14 protein-coding genes and 1 tRNA gene are annotated in these 16,209 nt (G+C 59.8%); 7 read left to right on the top strand and 8 right to left on the bottom strand.

All coding sequences use genetic code 11. The features are described from left to right. The first annotated feature begins 3 nt into the window (after positions 1-3). Complete coding sequence (locus ACIONG_RS05635; RefSeq protein ID WP_213028437.1) at positions 4-258, top strand: hypothetical protein; 255 nt, start codon at positions 4-6, stop codon at positions 256-258. A 236-nt stretch (positions 259-494) separates the two neighbouring features. Here ACIONG_RS05635 and ACIONG_RS05630 read toward each other — a convergent pair whose 3' ends face one another. Together ACIONG_RS05630 and ACIONG_RS05625 are read right to left on the bottom strand one after the other, a co-directional pair. Further along, positions 495-1,199 (bottom strand): tRNA (adenine(22)-N(1))-methyltransferase, encoded by a 705-nt coding sequence (locus tag ACIONG_RS05630; protein WP_401297323.1) that lies wholly within the window; start codon positions 1,197-1,199, stop codon positions 495-497. 115 nt (positions 1,200-1,314) lie between these two features. Then, the gene (locus ACIONG_RS05625; RefSeq protein ID WP_401297321.1) at positions 1,315-2,364 is read right to left on the bottom strand and encodes an NAD(P)-dependent alcohol dehydrogenase; all 1,050 of its coding nucleotides are present in this window, start codon (positions 2,362-2,364) and stop codon (positions 1,315-1,317) included. Positions 2,365-2,548: 184 nt separating this feature from the next. Between ACIONG_RS05625 and ACIONG_RS05620 the strand changes: the two genes are divergently transcribed. The 3 genes from ACIONG_RS05620 (at position 2,549) to ACIONG_RS05610 (ending at position 5,963) form a co-directional block, all read left to right on the top strand. Continuing rightward, the gene (locus ACIONG_RS05620; protein ID WP_401297319.1) at positions 2,549-3,475 is read left to right on the top strand and encodes a Gfo/Idh/MocA family protein; all 927 of its coding nucleotides are present in this window, start codon (positions 2,549-2,551) and stop codon (positions 3,473-3,475) included. A gap of 85 nt (positions 3,476-3,560) precedes the next feature. Further along, positions 3,561-3,635, top strand: a tRNA-Lys gene (locus ACIONG_RS05615). A gap of 24 nt (positions 3,636-3,659) precedes the next feature. After that, complete coding sequence (locus ACIONG_RS05610) at positions 3,660-5,963, top strand: hypothetical protein (protein ID WP_401297317.1); 2,304 nt, start codon at positions 3,660-3,662, stop codon at positions 5,961-5,963. Positions 5,964-6,027: 64 nt separating this feature from the next. Here ACIONG_RS05610 and ACIONG_RS05605 read toward each other — a convergent pair whose 3' ends face one another. The 5 genes from ACIONG_RS05605 to ACIONG_RS05585 all read right to left on the bottom strand — a co-directional run bounded on the left by ACIONG_RS05605 (position 6,028) and on the right by ACIONG_RS05585 (position 12,520). Then, complete coding sequence (locus tag ACIONG_RS05605) at positions 6,028-7,299, bottom strand: NAD(P)/FAD-dependent oxidoreductase (RefSeq protein ID WP_401297315.1); 1,272 nt, start codon at positions 7,297-7,299, stop codon at positions 6,028-6,030. Then, entirely contained in the window at positions 7,283-8,875 is a 1,593-nt protein-coding gene (locus ACIONG_RS05600) for an aldehyde dehydrogenase (NADP(+)) (protein WP_401297313.1), read from the bottom strand. The genes ACIONG_RS05605 and ACIONG_RS05600 overlap by 17 nt, the downstream gene beginning before the upstream one ends. A 67-nt stretch (positions 8,876-8,942) precedes the next feature. Next, positions 8,943-9,890 carry a dihydrodipicolinate synthase family protein gene (locus ACIONG_RS05595; RefSeq protein ID WP_401297311.1) on the bottom strand — a complete coding sequence of 316 codons (948 nt, stop codon included), beginning with the start codon at positions 9,888-9,890 and terminating at the stop codon, positions 8,943-8,945. 55 nt (positions 9,891-9,945) lie between these two features. Continuing rightward, complete coding sequence (locus tag ACIONG_RS05590; protein ID WP_401297309.1) at positions 9,946-10,872, bottom strand: 4-hydroxyproline epimerase; 927 nt, start codon at positions 10,870-10,872, stop codon at positions 9,946-9,948. A 22-nt stretch (positions 10,873-10,894) separates the two neighbouring features. After that, on the bottom strand, positions 10,895-12,520 hold the full coding sequence (locus tag ACIONG_RS05585) for an APC family permease (RefSeq protein ID WP_401297307.1): 1,626 nt from the start codon (positions 12,518-12,520) through the stop codon (positions 10,895-10,897). Positions 12,521-12,742: 222 nt separating this feature from the next. Between ACIONG_RS05585 and ACIONG_RS05580 the strand changes: the two genes are divergently transcribed. After that, the gene (locus tag ACIONG_RS05580; RefSeq protein ID WP_401297305.1) at positions 12,743-13,513 is read left to right on the top strand and encodes a helix-turn-helix domain-containing protein; all 771 of its coding nucleotides are present in this window, start codon (positions 12,743-12,745) and stop codon (positions 13,511-13,513) included. A gap of 100 nt (positions 13,514-13,613) precedes the next feature. Here ACIONG_RS05580 and ACIONG_RS05575 read toward each other — a convergent pair whose 3' ends face one another. Continuing rightward, the gene (locus tag ACIONG_RS05575) at positions 13,614-13,973 is read right to left on the bottom strand and encodes a DUF6124 family protein (RefSeq protein ID WP_401297303.1); all 360 of its coding nucleotides are present in this window, start codon (positions 13,971-13,973) and stop codon (positions 13,614-13,616) included. 439 nt (positions 13,974-14,412) lie between these two features. On the opposite strand from ACIONG_RS05575, the gene ACIONG_RS05570 reads away from it, so the two are divergent. After that, positions 14,413-14,700, top strand: a complete 288-nt coding sequence (locus ACIONG_RS05570) for a hypothetical protein (protein WP_401297301.1) — start codon at positions 14,413-14,415, stop codon at positions 14,698-14,700. A gap of 76 nt (positions 14,701-14,776) precedes the next feature. Next, positions 14,777-16,180, top strand: coding sequence for an XAC2610-related protein (locus tag ACIONG_RS05565; RefSeq protein ID WP_401297299.1), 1,404 nt, complete (start codon positions 14,777-14,779; stop codon positions 16,178-16,180). Positions 16,181-16,209 lie beyond the last annotated feature (29 nt).

Below are 16,209 nucleotides of genomic sequence, written 5' to 3'. Positions count from 1 at the left end.
ACGATGAAGAAATTCAACACGTTCACCGTACACGGAACCGCCGTTGGCAGTGAGAACAGCATCCGCCTCGATGATATTTCGATCCTTGCTGACCCCGAAACCATCAGGGCGCTTGGCGCTTTTCTAATCCGCGCCGCCGATGAAATGGCAGTTGAAGGCGTGGAGCATGTACATCTTCAAGACCTCGTAGAGAACTTCAGTCATGAAGACCACGTAGACGTGATTGTCCTTAACGGCAATCTCATAAAAATCGCCTAGGTCCAGACGTTGCAGTCAGTAATGTATGCGTTCGACAACTTTTTTTATTTCCGCAATTGAATGCGACTTTCAGAACAGTGACCGCTTCGCCACGCTGCCGCCAAAAAAAGGTCACGCATACTTTTGAATATTTCAGTCTGCAAGCCATGAAGGGTGCTCAGAAACAGGGAAGAGCCCGAGTGCATTCAATCGCTTGATATCGACTTTGGCGCGAACGCTCTGAGCAGTGCCTGCCTCTATCCGGCACAAGCCAACATTTCGGCGATCCATTGAACTTGCCGGGCAACGTCTTGCACCTTTGCCTCGGGCAAAGCCTGCTGCGCCCGGGCGAACTGGGCCAGTGTCTTCTGCTTTTCATGCAGCCGGCGTTGCCACTTGGTCAGGAATTGCGGACTGCGCACCTGCATTTGCAGCGGGCCGAAGTACAGCTCTTGATCGGTGTAGACCACTGACTCTGCACGTTCAGCGACGATGATTTCGTAGTCGAAACGGTTTTCCTGCAACAGTTCCTCGTGGCGGATGCGATAGCCATTGTCCATCAGCCATTGGCGCAGTGGCTGCTCACCGCCGTTGGGTTGCAGAATCAGACGTTCTTCGCCGCTCAAACGCGATTTACCGCCGTCGAGAATGTCGCGGATCGTCTCGCCGCCCATGCCGCAGATACTGATGGCGGTGATCCTGTCACCAGGCTCGATCGCCGCCAGACCATTGGCCAGACGCACGGTGATGCGTTGCTGCAGATCGTTGTCGCGCACCGTGCGTTGGGCCGAATGAAAGGGCGTCAACGCCACCTCACCGGCCACCGCCCCAGCAATCACCCCGCGACGCATCAGCGCCACCGGCAGATAGCCGTGATCCGAGCCGATATCGGCCAGCCTTGCGCCGGTCGGCACATGCGCTGCCACGCGCTCCAGGCGCATGGACAAAGTCTGTTCGTTCAACGGCAACCCCTGTTCATTACAAGTTTGCGGCAGCAATGACCGCAAAAGGGGTGCGACTTTGTCGAGCAACGCGGTGCCTGTCAAATTCCGGCGACAGGGATCACGGCGCGAACATTCAGTCGGCGAGCGTCGCGTTGTCGATCACGAAGCGATATTTCACGTCGCCCTTGAGCATGCGCTCGTAGGATTCATTGATCTGATCAGCACGGATCAGTTCGATGTCGGAGACGATGCCGTGTTCGGCACAGAAATCCAGCATCTCCTGGGTTTCCGGGATCCCGCCGATCATCGAGCCGGCAATGGTGCGGCGTTTCATGATCAGGTTGAACACGTTCGGCGAAGGATGTGGCGAGGCGGGCGCACCCACCAGCGTCAATGCACCATCGCGCTTGAGCAGCACCAGAAACGCATCGAGATCATGTGGCGCTGCGACGGTGTTGAGGATGAAGTCAAAGCTCTTGGCATGCGCCGCCATCTCTTCGACATTGCGTGACACGACGACCTCATCGGCACCCAGTTGTTTTGCCGCCTCGCGTTTCGATTCGGAAGTGGTGAACGCCACGACATGCGCGCCCATGGCATGGGCCAGTTTGATGCCCATGTGGCCGAGGCCACCGATGCCGACCACGCCGACTTTCTTGCCCGGCCCGGCATGCCACTGACGCAGCGGCGAGTAGGTGGTGATCCCCGCGCAGAGCAGTGGCGCGACAGCTGCCAGTTGCGCCTCGGGATGCCGAATGCGCAGCACGTAACGTTCATGCACGACGATGTTTTGCGAGTAGCCGCCGAGTGTCCAGCCGGGGGCGTCTGGCGTCGGGAAGTTGTAGGTGCCGATCATGCCGTCGCAGTAGTTTTCCAGCCCGGTTTCGCAGTCATCGCAGTGTTTGCAACTGTCGACGATGCAACCGACGCCGACCAGATCACCGACTTTGAAATCCGCGACATGCGCGCCAACGGCTGAGACGCGCCCGACAATTTCATGGCCTGGCACGCAGGGGAATTGTGTGCCGGCCCATTCCGCACGCACCTGATGCAAGTCCGAATGGCAGATGCCACAGAAGGCGATATCGATCTGCACGTCATGGGCGGCCGGCGCGCGGCGGTTGATCTGCATCGGCTCAAGGGGTTTGTCGCCAGCGTGGGCACCGTAGGCTTGTACGAGCATGGGAGCGTCCTCAATCGGGTTATCGAACGCACATTTTTGCCTTTTTGCCCGGCATTGAAGTAGTGCATTCCTGTGTAATGCTTGCCTGATCCTGCGAGGCCTTGTGACGTTGTGCAGACAGACGATCGAAGTGTTTGCAGGTAATCTGCCGGTTCGCTGACTAAAACAAAAACAGGAGCCATTGATGCAACCGATCCGTCTCGGTCTGGTGGGCTACGGCAAGATTGCCCAAGATCAACATGTCCCGGCGATTCTCGCCAATCCCGCATTCCAGTTGCTGTCTGTCGCCACGCAAGGCAAGCCCTGCGCCGGTGTCGAGAATTTCCAGTCGCTGAGCGAATTGCTCGCAAACGGCCCGCAGGTCGACGCGATCGCCTTCTGCACGCCGCCGCAAGGACGATTTGCGTTGGTGCAGGAAGCGCTGGCCGCCGGCAAACATGTGCTGGTGGAAAAGCCGCCCTGTGCAACGTTGGGTGAGGCAATGGCATTGGTCAGTCTGGCCGAGCAGCACGGCGTCAGTGCGTTGTTCGCCTGGCACTCGCGCTATGCGCCCGGCATTGCCGCCGCCCGCGACTGGCTCGCCACCCGTACCCTGCAAAGCGTGCACATCGACTGGAAGGAAGACGTGCGCAAGTGGCACCCCGGCCAGACCTGGATCTGGCAACCGGGTGGTCTGGGCGTTTTCGATCCGGGCATCAACGCCTTGTCGATTGTCACGCACCTGCTGGCGCTGCCGTTGTTTGTCGAGTCCGCCGAACTGCGCGTACCCGAAAACTGCCAGTCACCGATTGCCGCTTCGATCAAAATGTCTGACGCACGCCACCTCGAGGTGCGCGCCGAATTCGACTTCGACCATGGTCATGACGAACTCTGGAGCATCGAAATTCGCTGCGCCGAAGGTGTGTTGCGACTGGATAACGGTGGGGCGCTGTTGAGTATCGACGGTGCGCGCCAGACAGTTTCGGAGGAGGGCGAGTACGCGGCGGTGTATCGGCATTTTCAGCAGTTGATTGGCGACAAGGCCAGTGATCTGGATCTGCAGCCGTTGCGGTTGGTGGCGGACAGTTTCTTTGTCGGGAGTCGGGTGTTGGTGGAGGCGTTTTACGATTGATCACGGACAGCACAATTGTTCGCAACAAAAACCACAACTGAGCGCTTCACATCTTTTTGCGGCTAGTCGACAATGCGCGCTCTGTTCCGGGGTAGTTCAGCGGTAGAACACTCGGCTCTTAACCGGGTGGGCGCTGGTTCGAATCCAGCCCCCGGACCCATTACATCGCAGGTCACAAGGAAGTATGTCCAGCCACGACAGGGAGTTCGGCGAAAACGGTGGTGTAAACGCCGGTTATGCGGCGTTTCAGCTCTCTCGAGCCTTAACCGCTTCGCCGAACGACGCTGACCGGCAGGCACGCAAGCGAGTCGAGCGTTGGCTGCGGGTTATCGAACATCTGAAGCAAGGCAGCGCACAGTATGGCTCACGCATACCGTTCGCCGATTTGCCTGAGTGGGTCACGCTGGAAGTGGCCACGGGTGGTTTCGCTACCGGGCAACTCCAGGCTGGTGGCGATCTGACAGCCTATGAGCGCCAGTTGGCCGCATCAATTCCTGGCATTCGCGCAGGTCATGAACGTTTCGATCTCAATGCCTGGCATCTTTCGGATCCGGGCGTTGCAGCACTGCAAGAACGCTTGGCGAAAGGCAACTATCAGATCGATGTCCCGGAAGAGGCCTCGCTGCTCACCGTGTCCTGGCTTCTGCTTAATCAGCGTACAGACGAAGCGCGAACACTGATCGAACAGATCGTGCCGTTCTTCGACCGCCTGCGTTTCTTCCCGACCGCCATTGACGAGCCGCCGCTTTCGACGACAGAGGTGCATGTATTTGATACGGCCAGTGTCAAGAAACGGCTGATCCAACAACCGGCTCAACCGCGTCTGGCCGTTCAAAAACATGTTGTTGAAAATCGCCTGCCTCTCTACGACGTAGCCGTCTCGCTGTTTCTTTTGACGTATCAGGAGGGCTGGCCTTGCAGACACTATCCCGAAGACTGGTTCTATCGGGCGACGGCACTCGGCGCGCAGATCGCTGAAGTCTGTGACGCTGAACTCAGCAGCACCGGTCCCTTCAAGACTCGAGTAACGGAGCTGTTTGCATTACTTGAACAGTGTTCCCGTGATCATGCATCGCTGACGGGCCGACAAGTCGGACGTATCCGGCGAATCGTCGATGATTTTGTCGTCAAACATGGTCATCCCGAATCCGATGCACATGCCATTAAACGAGCAGAGCAGCGCAATCACGTGGCGGCCCCCGGGCATCACTTGATTGCCCATGCTGTCGCGGCACGTCTGACGAATTATCAGGATTCGGACGGCGTCAGTGACTTTTCGCCACTGCTGAAATCCATCACCGATGAGGAAGCCAAGCGTCACGGGCTGATCGTTGGGACGACTGTTCCGCCAGCCGTTCGCCAACGTCTCGAACGCTGCCGCAAGGGCACAATTGCCGAGTTGATTGACCATGGCTTGATCTCATCCGGAGACACCGTGGCACAGGTTCTGCCTGCGATGACAGCGGAAATCTGTAGCGCCGGATATCGAGACGGCACGCTGCGGGCACTGACCGGCGCTACGTATCGTGCCTTCCGCCGTCGGCGCTCATTGGTACTGGTCAACCTGCAAAGCCAGATCAAAATCGCAGAGCTGCCTTGGGTTGCGGCACTAGAAACTGAGCGTGAGGCAAGCGTCAGCTCCAGTGAAGGCGCCAGGCAGGCATTCATCGAAGCCTCTGCGTTGACTCTTTCAGCGTTTCCGCAGGCAATTCTTCCGAACAAGCTGTTGCAAGAGTTCGTAGCGCTGGCTGAAACGGCGAAACTGGATCTTCCGTTCGTCGAAGAAGTGGCGGCGGACATTTTCATGGGGACTTTCACCAACAAGTTCACCAGAGCCGCCAGGCAGTCGGCCAGTCTGATGGCCGGAACGCTTTACGCCCGCTATTACGACATTGATACCGACGGGCTGGTGGGACTTGCCGATAGGCGCGGATCGCGGCGCGCAAGTGATCACTGGCACCAGTCAAAAAAAAGTGATGCATTGGCGACGCTGTGCGCGCAGCGTGCAAACGCCACCATCGGAACGTGGCAACCTGCGATCAACGGGACGATCCTCGAACAGCAACAGATCCTGACAACGCAAAACCTCGCATTGTTATTTGGCGAATTGAATCTGAAAACACTGCTGAATCACCGTTTGGGTGCGTTGGCCCTGACGTGCTTCGAGTGGATTTGCAGGCGGCAACAGATGCAAATCGAGCTTTACCATGCTCGTCTGGTGATGTTGAAAAACACCGCATATGCCTGGCGCCAGATGTTGTTTTATCTGTCGATGCTGGAGGGGGAGCTGTTGCGTTCTGCGCTTGATTGCCTTGAGTCGCATTTTGCAGCTCAACCCAGCGAATTCCGGAAAAGATTTCTACCCGCGATGATCGGGCTACGCATCGCCGCAGCCGGGCATCAGCTGACCTCAAGTCGTCAGAAACACGAGGGAGCGAAGGTTTTTCTCGGCTGGACCACCGAGCGACACTGGCTGATGCCTTCGTAACGTCTGAGTCAACCCTGCCAAAAGCCTGCAATGCAAAGCAGACTTTTGGAAGAGGCGATTCCTCTCAGAAACGATTCAGTCGGTAAGGCTCGATATTCGGCAAACTTGCTGACTCGTTGAGTGCTGTTGCACAAACCATCCGCACCACCATCTCCGCCGTCACCGCCGCCTGCGTCAGCCCCAGATGCTGATGCCCAAACGCAAGCAATACCTTGCCCCCGCACGCTTGATCAATCACCGGCAACGAATCCGGTAGCGATGGACGAAACCCCATCCATGGCGTCGCCGCCTCAGCGCTCAGATCCTTGCGGAACAACCCCTGAGTCAACCGATGCAACTGCCACGCGCGTTCCATGCTCGGTGGCCGTTCCAGCCCGGCGAACTCGACCGTGCCCGCCAGTCGCAAGCCTTCAGACATCGGCGTCATGATGAACTTGCGTTCCAGCGAGGTGACCGGGAAGGGCAGGCGGTTATGTTCCTGCGGCAACATCAAGTGATAACCGCGCTCGGTGTCCAACGGGACTTTCTTGCCGGTGAGTGCGGTGGTGAGTTTTGCCGAGTGCGCTCCGCAGGCGATCAAGACGCGGCTCGCGGTCAAACCACCGGTTCCGGTGATCAGCGAAACACCGTGCTCCCGCACATAGCCGCCCTGAACCTGTTGCCTCACAAAACTCACGTCGCTGGCCTTGGCTGCTTCGACCAACTCGCAGACCACGCGATATGGATCGAGAAAATGGCCGGTGCGCGGAAAGAACAAACCGCCCTGAATCTGATCGCTAAATTGCGCTGCGGATTCCCGTACCGCGCCAGCCGGCCAGAAATCGACCGGCACTTGCTGCTGGCGCAAGCGAACCTGGAGCGCATCGATGGCCTGCCGCGATTCCGGGCGCTCGAAGACCAGCAACGATCCATCGACCTTGAGCAGGTCAGGACGTTGAATATCCCCCAGCAAACGATGCCAGGCATCCAGACTGCTTTCATTCAGCGCCCGCAAACCCGCCACGGTTTTCTGAAAGGGCTCTGCCCGCAGGTTCAGCAACAGCCGCGTAAACCAGGGCAGGGCGCGGGGCATGTATCTCCAGTCCAGGCGCAGCGGGCCCATCGGGTCCATCAGCATTGCCGGCAAGCGCTTGAGAATCGACAGGTCAGCAATCGGAAACACCTGCTCGGTCGCCAGATGCCCGGCGTTGCCGAACGATGCGCCGTGCCCCGGTTTCTGTTGATCGATGACCACCACACGCTGGCCCTGACGGGCAAGACGCAGTGCGCAGGCGACGCCGATGATGCCGGCGCCGACCACGGCGATGTCGTGCGAGACGTTATTCGGGCTGGTCATGCGCTTCCCTTTGCCCATCGAGCAGGCGACGCAATTGCAGGGGATTGGCCTGTTTCAGTGCCAAGGGCAACAAGCCGTCGGGGAAATCCTGATAGCACACCGGACGCAAGAATCGGTGGATCGCTGCTGTGCCAACAGATGTCGACCGCGCGTCGGATGTGGCCGGGAACGGCCCGCCATGTACCATCGCATCAGACACTTCGACACCGGTGGGCCAACCGTTGACCAGCAACCGACCGGCCTTGCGCTCCAGCGCTGGCAGCAGCGCGCGGGCCTGCTCGAGGTCTTCGTCGTCCAGGTGCAATGTGGCAGTCAGTTGGCCTTCCAGATGTTCGATCACTTGACGCATCTCCTCGTCATCGCTGCATTGCACAATCAACGACGCCGCGCCAAAAACTTCGGCCTGGAGGTTCTGATCGGCGAGAAAATCGCTGGCTTGGGTGACGAACAGGTGGGCCTGGCACTGATTGGGTTGCGTGCTCATCTGACCCACAGCCGAAATTTGCGCATGGGGGTTCTCGGCCAAGGCATTCACGCCAGCCTCATAGGCATTGAAGATGCCCGGCGTCAGCATCGTCTGCGCGGGGCTTTGTTGGAGCCGTTCGGCAGTGGCGGCGACAAATTTGTCCAGCGCGGGCCCCTTATGCGCAAGCACCAGACCAGGATTGGTACAGAACTGCCCGGCACCCACAGTCAGTGAAGTGACGAAGCCCTGCGCCAATGCTTGCACGCGATTGCGTAATGCCGCGGGAAACAGCAACACCGGATTGATCGAACTCATTTCCGCATACACCGGAATCGGCTCGGCCCTTGCCTGTGCCGCTTGGCACAGCGCCAGACCACCGCTGCGCGAACCGGTAAAACCCACGGCTTTGATGCGTGGATCGGTGACCAGCGCGATACCCACTTCGCGGCCGGAACCGTACAACAACGAAAACACCCCCTCCGGCAGACCGCAGGCTTGCACCGCTCGCGCCACTGCGCGGCCGACCAGTTCACTGGTGCCGGGATGCGCGCCATGGGCCTTGACGATCACCGGGCACCCGGCCGCCAGCGCCGACGCCGTGTCGCCACCCGCCACCGAGAACGCCAAGGGGAAATTGCTCGCGCCAAACACCGCCACCGGCCCCAACGGCACTTGGCGTTGACGCAGGTCCGAGCGCGGCATCGGCTGCCGCTGCGGTTGCGCGGTATCAACGCGCACATCCAGCCATTCACCGGCCCGTATTGTGCGGGCAAACAGTCGCAGTTGCTGACACGTGCGGCCACGTTCGCCAACCAAACGGGCGCTCGGCAGGCCGGTTTCGGCCATGGCACGGTCAATCAGCTCATCGCCAAGGGCTTCGATTTCCACGGCAATGCGTTGCAGAAATTCAGATCGGGCATCCAGCGTCGTTTCGCGATAGCGGTCCAGCGCTGCCCAGGCCAGCGCGCAGGCCCGCTCGACATGTTCGGCCGAACCGCCGGCATAGGCAGGCTCCAGCGTCATTCCCGTGGCCGGGTTGATCCCCCGAACGGCTTCGCGATTGCCCGCAACAGTGTGCTGTCCGATCAGCATGTGGCCCGTCAGAGTCATGGTTTATTCCTGATGAGAAAAGATTGCCCGCCGCTACAGTCGGCGGGCACGAAAACGCAGCGAGGGATCAGGCGAAGTTCTGCTCCGCCGACCAGTTCTCGTACCAGTGACGGAACAGCGCGTACTGGTTCTCTGCATAGCGGCGTTGTGAGTCGCTCAACGCATCGGTTTCGTTGAAATGCAGGGTGTATTCCTTGTCACCGTTGAGCACCATCAGGTGCTTGTAATACAGCACCAGATCGCAGCCTTCGTCGAACGACGACAGCACCGCCAGCGCCGATTCCAGTTCCCGCGCCTGACGCCGTGCCTTGGCATCGCCCTTGGCCGCTTGCTTGCTCAGGGCCACCAGTTGCAACACTTCGCGAGGCAGGGCGTTACCGATCCCGGTGATCGCACCGGTGGCGTTGCAGTTGACGAAGCCGTGCACCACTTGCGTGTCGACGCCGACCATCAGGGTTACGTCGTCATCCTTGGAGGTGATGTTTTCGGCGGCGTAACGCAGGTCGGCGCCGCCACCAAACTCCTTGAAGCCGATCAGGTTCGGGTACTCGCGGCGCAGCTCGAAAAACAGATCGGCGCGGGTGGCGAAGCCGTAGTAAGGGCTGTTGTAGATCACCGCCGGCAACTCGGGCGCGGCCTGCAGAATCGCGGCGAAGTGGGCTTTTTGCGCGGCGGCCGAAGCACCACGGGACAGCACGCGGGGAATAACCATCAAACCCTGCGCGCCGACTTTCGCCGCGTGGGCCGCATGGGAAACCGCTTCGCGGGTGTTCACCGCACCGGTCCCGACAATCGTCGCAATCCCCGCCGCCACCAGCCGCGCCACGCCTTCCTGACGCTCGGCTTCGGTGAGCAACGGCCAGTCGCCCATGGACCCGCAATACACCACGGCGCTCATGCCGATATCGATCAGCTCGCGCCCCTTGGCCACCAGCGCGTCGAAGTCCGGTTTGCGCTGGGCGGTGCACGGGGTCATCAGGGCTGGCATGCAGCCGGTGAAGATGTTGTCGCTCATTGTTTTAACTCCTTGGCACATCGTTCAAATAAGGGTGGAAAGTCGGCGCGGCAGCTCAGATGCCCCACGCGAACGGATCTGTTTCATCGATCAGCAATGTGCTGTCGGCGGTCATGAAGGCGCGGCCAGTGATGTAGGGGCGGATGCGTTCACCTTCCCATTCGAAGCGGCCTTCGAACTGGCTGCCGGTGATGCTTGCCTGTACCCAGCGCGCGCCGGGCTGCAGCTTGTCGTCGGCCGCAAGGCAGGCGAGTTTGGCGCTGGTTCCGGTGCCACATGGCGAGCGGTCGTAGGCTTTGCCGGGGCACATGACGAAGTTGCGGCTGTCGGCGTTGGTGTCGTCAGCGAACAGTTCGATGTGGTCGATGACCGCACCGTCCTCACCGTATATGCCTTGATCTTCGAGGGCCTTGAGCATCGCCCAGGTGTACGCCGTGAGGTGCTCGACGTTGTCCATCGTCAGGGTCTGGCCATGCTCGGACACAAGGAAAAACCAGTTGCCGCCATAAGCGATATCGCCGAACACCCGGCCAAATCCCGGCACATCCACTGGTACCTGTTTGCGGTAGCGATAAGACGCCACGTTGCCCAGCGTCACGGTGCTGTCTGCATGCAGCGTCGCGCTGACCGGGCCGACCGGTGTGTCGATCTTGTGCACGCCTGGGGCGATCTGGCCCAAGTGCTGTAACGAATTGATCAGGCCGATGGTGCCGTGGCCGCACATGCCGAGGTAACCGGCGTTGTTGAAGAAAATCACCCCGCACGTGGCGTCAGCCGACACCGGTTCGCAGTACAGCGCGCCGACCAGCACGTCGTTGCCGCGTGGTTCCAGCAGGCAGGCGCGACGCCATGCATCATGCTGATCGCGCAGGGCATCGCGTTTTTCAGCCATGGTGTTGCCGGGCAGGTCGGGAAACCCCTTCATCACCAGACGTGTGGGTTCGCCGCCGGTGTGGGAATCGATGACGTGTACTCGTTTCATGGACGTCTCTCGTTTGAAGATTTCAGTAAGCGCCGGCAGGGCGCGCATTCACGGTGGAGGCGGGGGCGGCGACTTCGCTTTCTTCATCGTCATCCTCAAGGCGCAGCAGATGTGCCGGTACGCCGGTCGCAGCACCCCAGTAATAGATGCCCGTCGCACAAGCAGCGACGACGAGGGTGTCGAACGGGTGGGCGAGGATGCCGAGGCCGCCGAAGGTGCCGAGTTTCGACAGCACGATCGTCACCGCGTAGAAGGCGATCAGCCAGGCCGAGGAGCGCACTTGGCGAGCCAGATTCAGGTGCGCAGTCGGTACAAAACGACCGCACAGCAGGTAGACGACAAACATCAGGATTTGCAGGCCGAGCAGCCACGACACGGTGCTCCAGCCCGACCAGTAGACGATCAGTGCAGCGATGATGAACGACACCGGTCCGAGCACGCCCATGCACTTGACCCGGAACGGCCGCGGCATGTCCGGCGCATTACGGCGCAACGCAGCCACCGACACTGGCGCCACGGCGTAGCTCAACACCAGTGCGGCGGAAACCACGTTGATCAACGCTTCCCACGACGGGAAGGGCAGGGTCCAGAACACCGACAGCGCAAACGTCAGCCACAGCGCCGGACGCGGGATGCCGGACTTCTCATCGATGTGGGTGAACACCTTGAAGAATGTGCCGGTCTGCGCCCAGCCGTAGATCACCCGAGGCGTGGCGTTCATGTAGATGTTGCCGCAGCCGCTCGGTGAGATCACCGCGTCGGCGACCACCAGATACGCCAACCAACCCACACCGAGCGCCAGTGCGATGTCGCGATACGGCAGGGCAAATTCCTTGCTCACACCGGCCCAGCCGTCGGCGAGCATTTCGGTCGGGATGCCACCGAGAAAAGCCATTTGCAGCAGCACATAAATCAGGGTCGAGAGCAGCACCGAGAGGATCAGCGCGATGGGAATCGTGCGCTGCGGATTCTTCACTTCGCTGGCCACCGAGATGATCGGCGTCAGGCCCAGATACGCGAAGATGATCCCGCCCGCCGAGACCGCCATCTCCACACCCGACAAGCCGAACGGCGCGAAGCCCTGGACGTGGAAGTTTTCCGGTTTGAAGAACGTGAACAGCACACCGATCACCAGCAACGGCACGATGAACTTGAAAATGCTCACCAGATTATTGGCTTTGGCGAAGGTCTTCACGCTGCGGTAGTTGAGCACGAAGAACAGGCAGAGCAGGCCGAACTGCACCAGCCAGCCGAGCAGTGTCGGATCACCGGTGCCGGTCTTGGTCAGCCCGGGAAACCACGCCGCGGCGTATTGGCGCGAGGCAACCACTTCGATCGCCACCAGACTGGAAAACGCGATCAGGGTGATGAAGCCCATCAGGTAACCGAGCAACGGCCCGTGGGAGTAAACCGGGTAGCGCACCACGCCGCCGGCACGCGGTAGGGCGGCGCCCAGTTCGCAGTAAACGATGCCCAGCAGCAACACGGCGAAACCGCCCAGCAACCAGGAAAATATCCCCGCCGGCCCGGCGATGGCGGACACGTGGCTGGCCGCGAACAACCAGCCGGAGCCGAAGATCGCCCCGAGCCCGATAAACGTGAGATCGATCAGTGAAAGCTGTTTTTTGAACTTGCCTTGGCCTGACATGGCATCGCCTTCTTGTGAGTTATTGGATAGGCAGTTGTGTCACTCGGACGGCCAGACTTTGAACTCATCGGCAGCGTGGCGATTGATGTTTTGCGGTGGGATCAATGACGAATTCAGCACAATTGCGCCGACGGGTCGCGGCGCTCGACAGGGCCGTGGTGTTGCTGCAATCTGCACGCGAACGGCGCATGGGCTATCCACGAACAGGGGAGAGAATCCTTGATGCAGAACGCTTTTTCGATTCTTTGCCAGGGTGGCGACGGCAACCGTCCGCAGACCCTCGAAGAGCTGGTGGCCAGCGCTGCGCTGCTGTTGCCGATGCTCGATGTGATCCCCAACGCGGTGATTTTCATCAAGGATGTGCACGCCCGGTATGTCCTGGCCAACCGCACACTGGTGCAGCGTTGCGGCTTGAAAGACTTGCGCCCGCTGCTCGGCAAAACCAGCGCGCAGGTGTTCCCGGCGCAACTGGGGCCGGGCTACACCGAGCAGGATCGCAAAGTGCTGGAGGAGGGGTTTGTGCTGGAGGATCAGCTCGAACTGCATCTTTATGGCAGTCGCGAACCCGGTTGGTGCCTGACCCACAAACAACCGCTGTACAACCGCGACGGGCAGATCATCGGTTTGGCTGGTATCTCCGTGGATGTGCAGTCAGCCAGCGAAACCCATCCGGCCTTCCAGCGACTGGCGGCGGTCGACGAACACATTCGCAACCATTTCAACCGCCGCGTCACGCTGGGCGAACTGACGCGCATCGCCGGTATTTCCGTCGCGCAACTGGAGCGCTACTGCAAACGGGTGTTCCACCTGACGCCCCGGCAAATGATCCAGAAAGTCCGCCTGGAACACGCCCATCGGCTACTGCACACAGACCTGCCGATCACCGACGTTGCGCTGCAATGCGGCTACACCGACCACAGCGCCTTCACCCGCCAGTTCAAGGCCTCGACCGGGTTTACACCTCGGCAGTATCGTCAGGCTACATCCCTGTAGGAACTGCTGGAGGCTGCGGTCTTTTGATCTTGATCTCCAAAATCAAAAGACCGCAGCCTCCGGCAGCTCTTACACAATCATTGTGGCGAGGGAACTGGTGTCAGTCCGGCATCTGCTGATTATCCAGCACCCGATTTACTGCCAGCTCCCCGAGCATGATCAGTTGCGCAATGCCCAGCAGCACCCGACGCTGCGACGGGGGCAACAGACTGGCAACGTCCTGGGCAATGGTTTTAGCCGAAGCGAGCGTTTCACTGGCATCAGTCAGCAGTTCTTCGTTTTTGTTGTCCGCAGTCACGGCGTACATCCCACGGATTTTGCGTGGAGGTGGCGTGGACCCGGGCGGGCAGAGGTAGTGATCGAGAGCGCGGTCGGCGGCTTCGTTGAGCTTTTTCGAATCGAGGGATTCGTAGGGGGAGGTGGGGTCGGTTTCGGGCGGGTTTGGCGTTGGTTTTATCATCGGTGAAGCCTCTAGAGTAATGAAGCTGCCACCGTTCGCTGCTAACGAAGGAGGTGGCGGCTGTACGCGGGTTAGCAGACCAGGACTCTAGAACCCGGCGCACCGAAGTGCCCCACGCAAAGCCGCCATAACGACAACGGACTTTATGCGTCTAGAGATAACCCGGGCTGCTAAACCCGATCACTGAAAAATCAGCGACCGCACCACAATAGAACCCGCCCCAAAGGCGCACAAGCCGGCGGATTCTGGCGTAGCTGTAGGCAATTACGCAAGGTCGTGTAGCCTGATTACGTGTCTTGGCGTGTCACTTAAACGTGGGTGTTTAAAATCAATAAATCGCAGGTGCAAGGGACGTTATCGACCAACGGCATGAGTCTGAACGCCTCTCATACCCGCTAGACTGAAGACCTTACGACCCTCTTGCAACAGGAGCCCCGCGATGATCGGAACACGAAAAGGCCTACGCTCGCTATGGCTCCTGCCTACCCTGATCGCCGTCAGCCTGACGCTGACCTCCGGCTGTTCAAACCGCAAACACTATCCACCCTCGGGCGTCGGCGACAGTTGCTACGCAAAAGCGCTGCCGACGGTCGGGGAGGGTGGTCTCGCCTGGGGTTCCAGCTTGAACATGGCCCGGCAAAAATCCATGGCCAACTGCATGCGGTATGCCGGGCGCTCCGGGGGCACGCCGGGTACGTGTCAGGTGGTGTTGGCCAAGTGCAAATGACTGGCGATACGCGCTCGCGGTAACACATCGTATGCCGCTAAACTGCGCGCCCCCGATTTGAGCAAGGAAGCTTTGGATGCGTGTTCCGTTCAGCGGTCTGCTCCTTTCCATGGTCCTGGCAGGCCCGGTTGTGGCCGACCCCCTGTCAATTGCCGTCAATGACCCCAGCGGTCAATACCTGGTAGAAGTGCTGTTCCCGCAGTTGCCGGAAAACCGCTACCAATTGGCGCCTGCGCTGATCACGCTGCGCGACAAAAACACTCTGCAAACGCTGCAGCAGTTGCAGACCCCGGCGGGTAATCCTCCGGCGAATCCAGCGGATAAAAATGATCCGCGTTTGCTTGGGCAATACGGCCTGCTGTACTTCGCCGACTTCAACTTCGATGGTCGTCTGGATCTGGCCATCCGCAACGGCACTGCCGAGGCGGACCAACAGGCGCAATTCGATGTGTATTTGCAGGATGAGCAGAAACCCCAGTGGGTGCTCAACGAGGCACTGACGGATCTGGCGAAGCAGACCCTGGGCGGAATGTTCGATGTCGTTCCGAGTGAAAAAAACCTGAGTTCGCAAGTCAACAAAGGTTGTTGCTGGATGAGCGCCAGCCGATGGGCCATGCGCGACGGCCGGTTGGTTCGCCTCCACGCGTACACCCAGGAAGAGGTTTCCCCAAGCGCCTGGGATGACACCTCCAGCATGCCTCGCGGCTATATGTTGCGCACGACCGGCGACTGGAAAGACGGCCAGTGGCACGAACAACCCAGCCTCGAAGGCCCGGTCACTGAAGACCCGGAGATGCTCGCGGGTGTGCTCAATGGCAAAATTGCGGTAGAGCTCTGGTACCAGCAACAGGGTGCCGTGCTGATCGGCGAGGTGCGCTACACCAAGGGCGGCAACGGTGAGCCGATCAAACTGGTGGGCGCGCGGGACAACTTCGATGAAGTCGACAACTCCGTATTTCTGCTGGAATCGGCGGCTGACGGCGGGCGAACAGGCCTCTGGCGCATGACCCGCGAAACCAATGAGCCTTACCGCTACACCGGTACCTGGATCAGCGGCGCGAAGGGCGACACAAGGGAACTGTCGATTCTGTTGCACACTGCAGAGCGTGAACCACCGATGGATAAACTCTACGACGTTGCCCGTGATCAGCGCAGCGGTCATTACCGGGTACGCAACGACTTTCTCGGGCGCGACGGTGAGCTGGATCTGAAAATTCTGCCTGAGCGCGATGCTCAGGGCAGAGAAGTAGCGGAGTTCACCGTGACGATGAAAGACGCGGTGACTGCCAAAGAGATCGTCACCGAGCACCACATCGTGCCGATGGAGACGCCAAACCTGATCGTCATGCGCACGCCACAAGCACCGGAGAAAAATGGCCCGTATCACATCCAACTGGTGAAGAATTTCGCGGTCATTGCCTACAACTATGCGACCGACTCCGATGACATGCTCACCGGTATTTACCGCAAACAACCGTGAGACCGTTTCACCGCGTCTGCCGTTGTCCC

The organism is Pseudomonas sp. NPDC087817 (assembly GCF_044742875.1).
In the GTDB taxonomy this organism is placed as follows: domain Bacteria; phylum Pseudomonadota; class Gammaproteobacteria; order Pseudomonadales; family Pseudomonadaceae; genus Aquipseudomonas.
The sequence above is the reverse complement of the archived record's forward strand: the minus strand, read 5'-3'. Positions and strand labels throughout refer to the sequence as shown.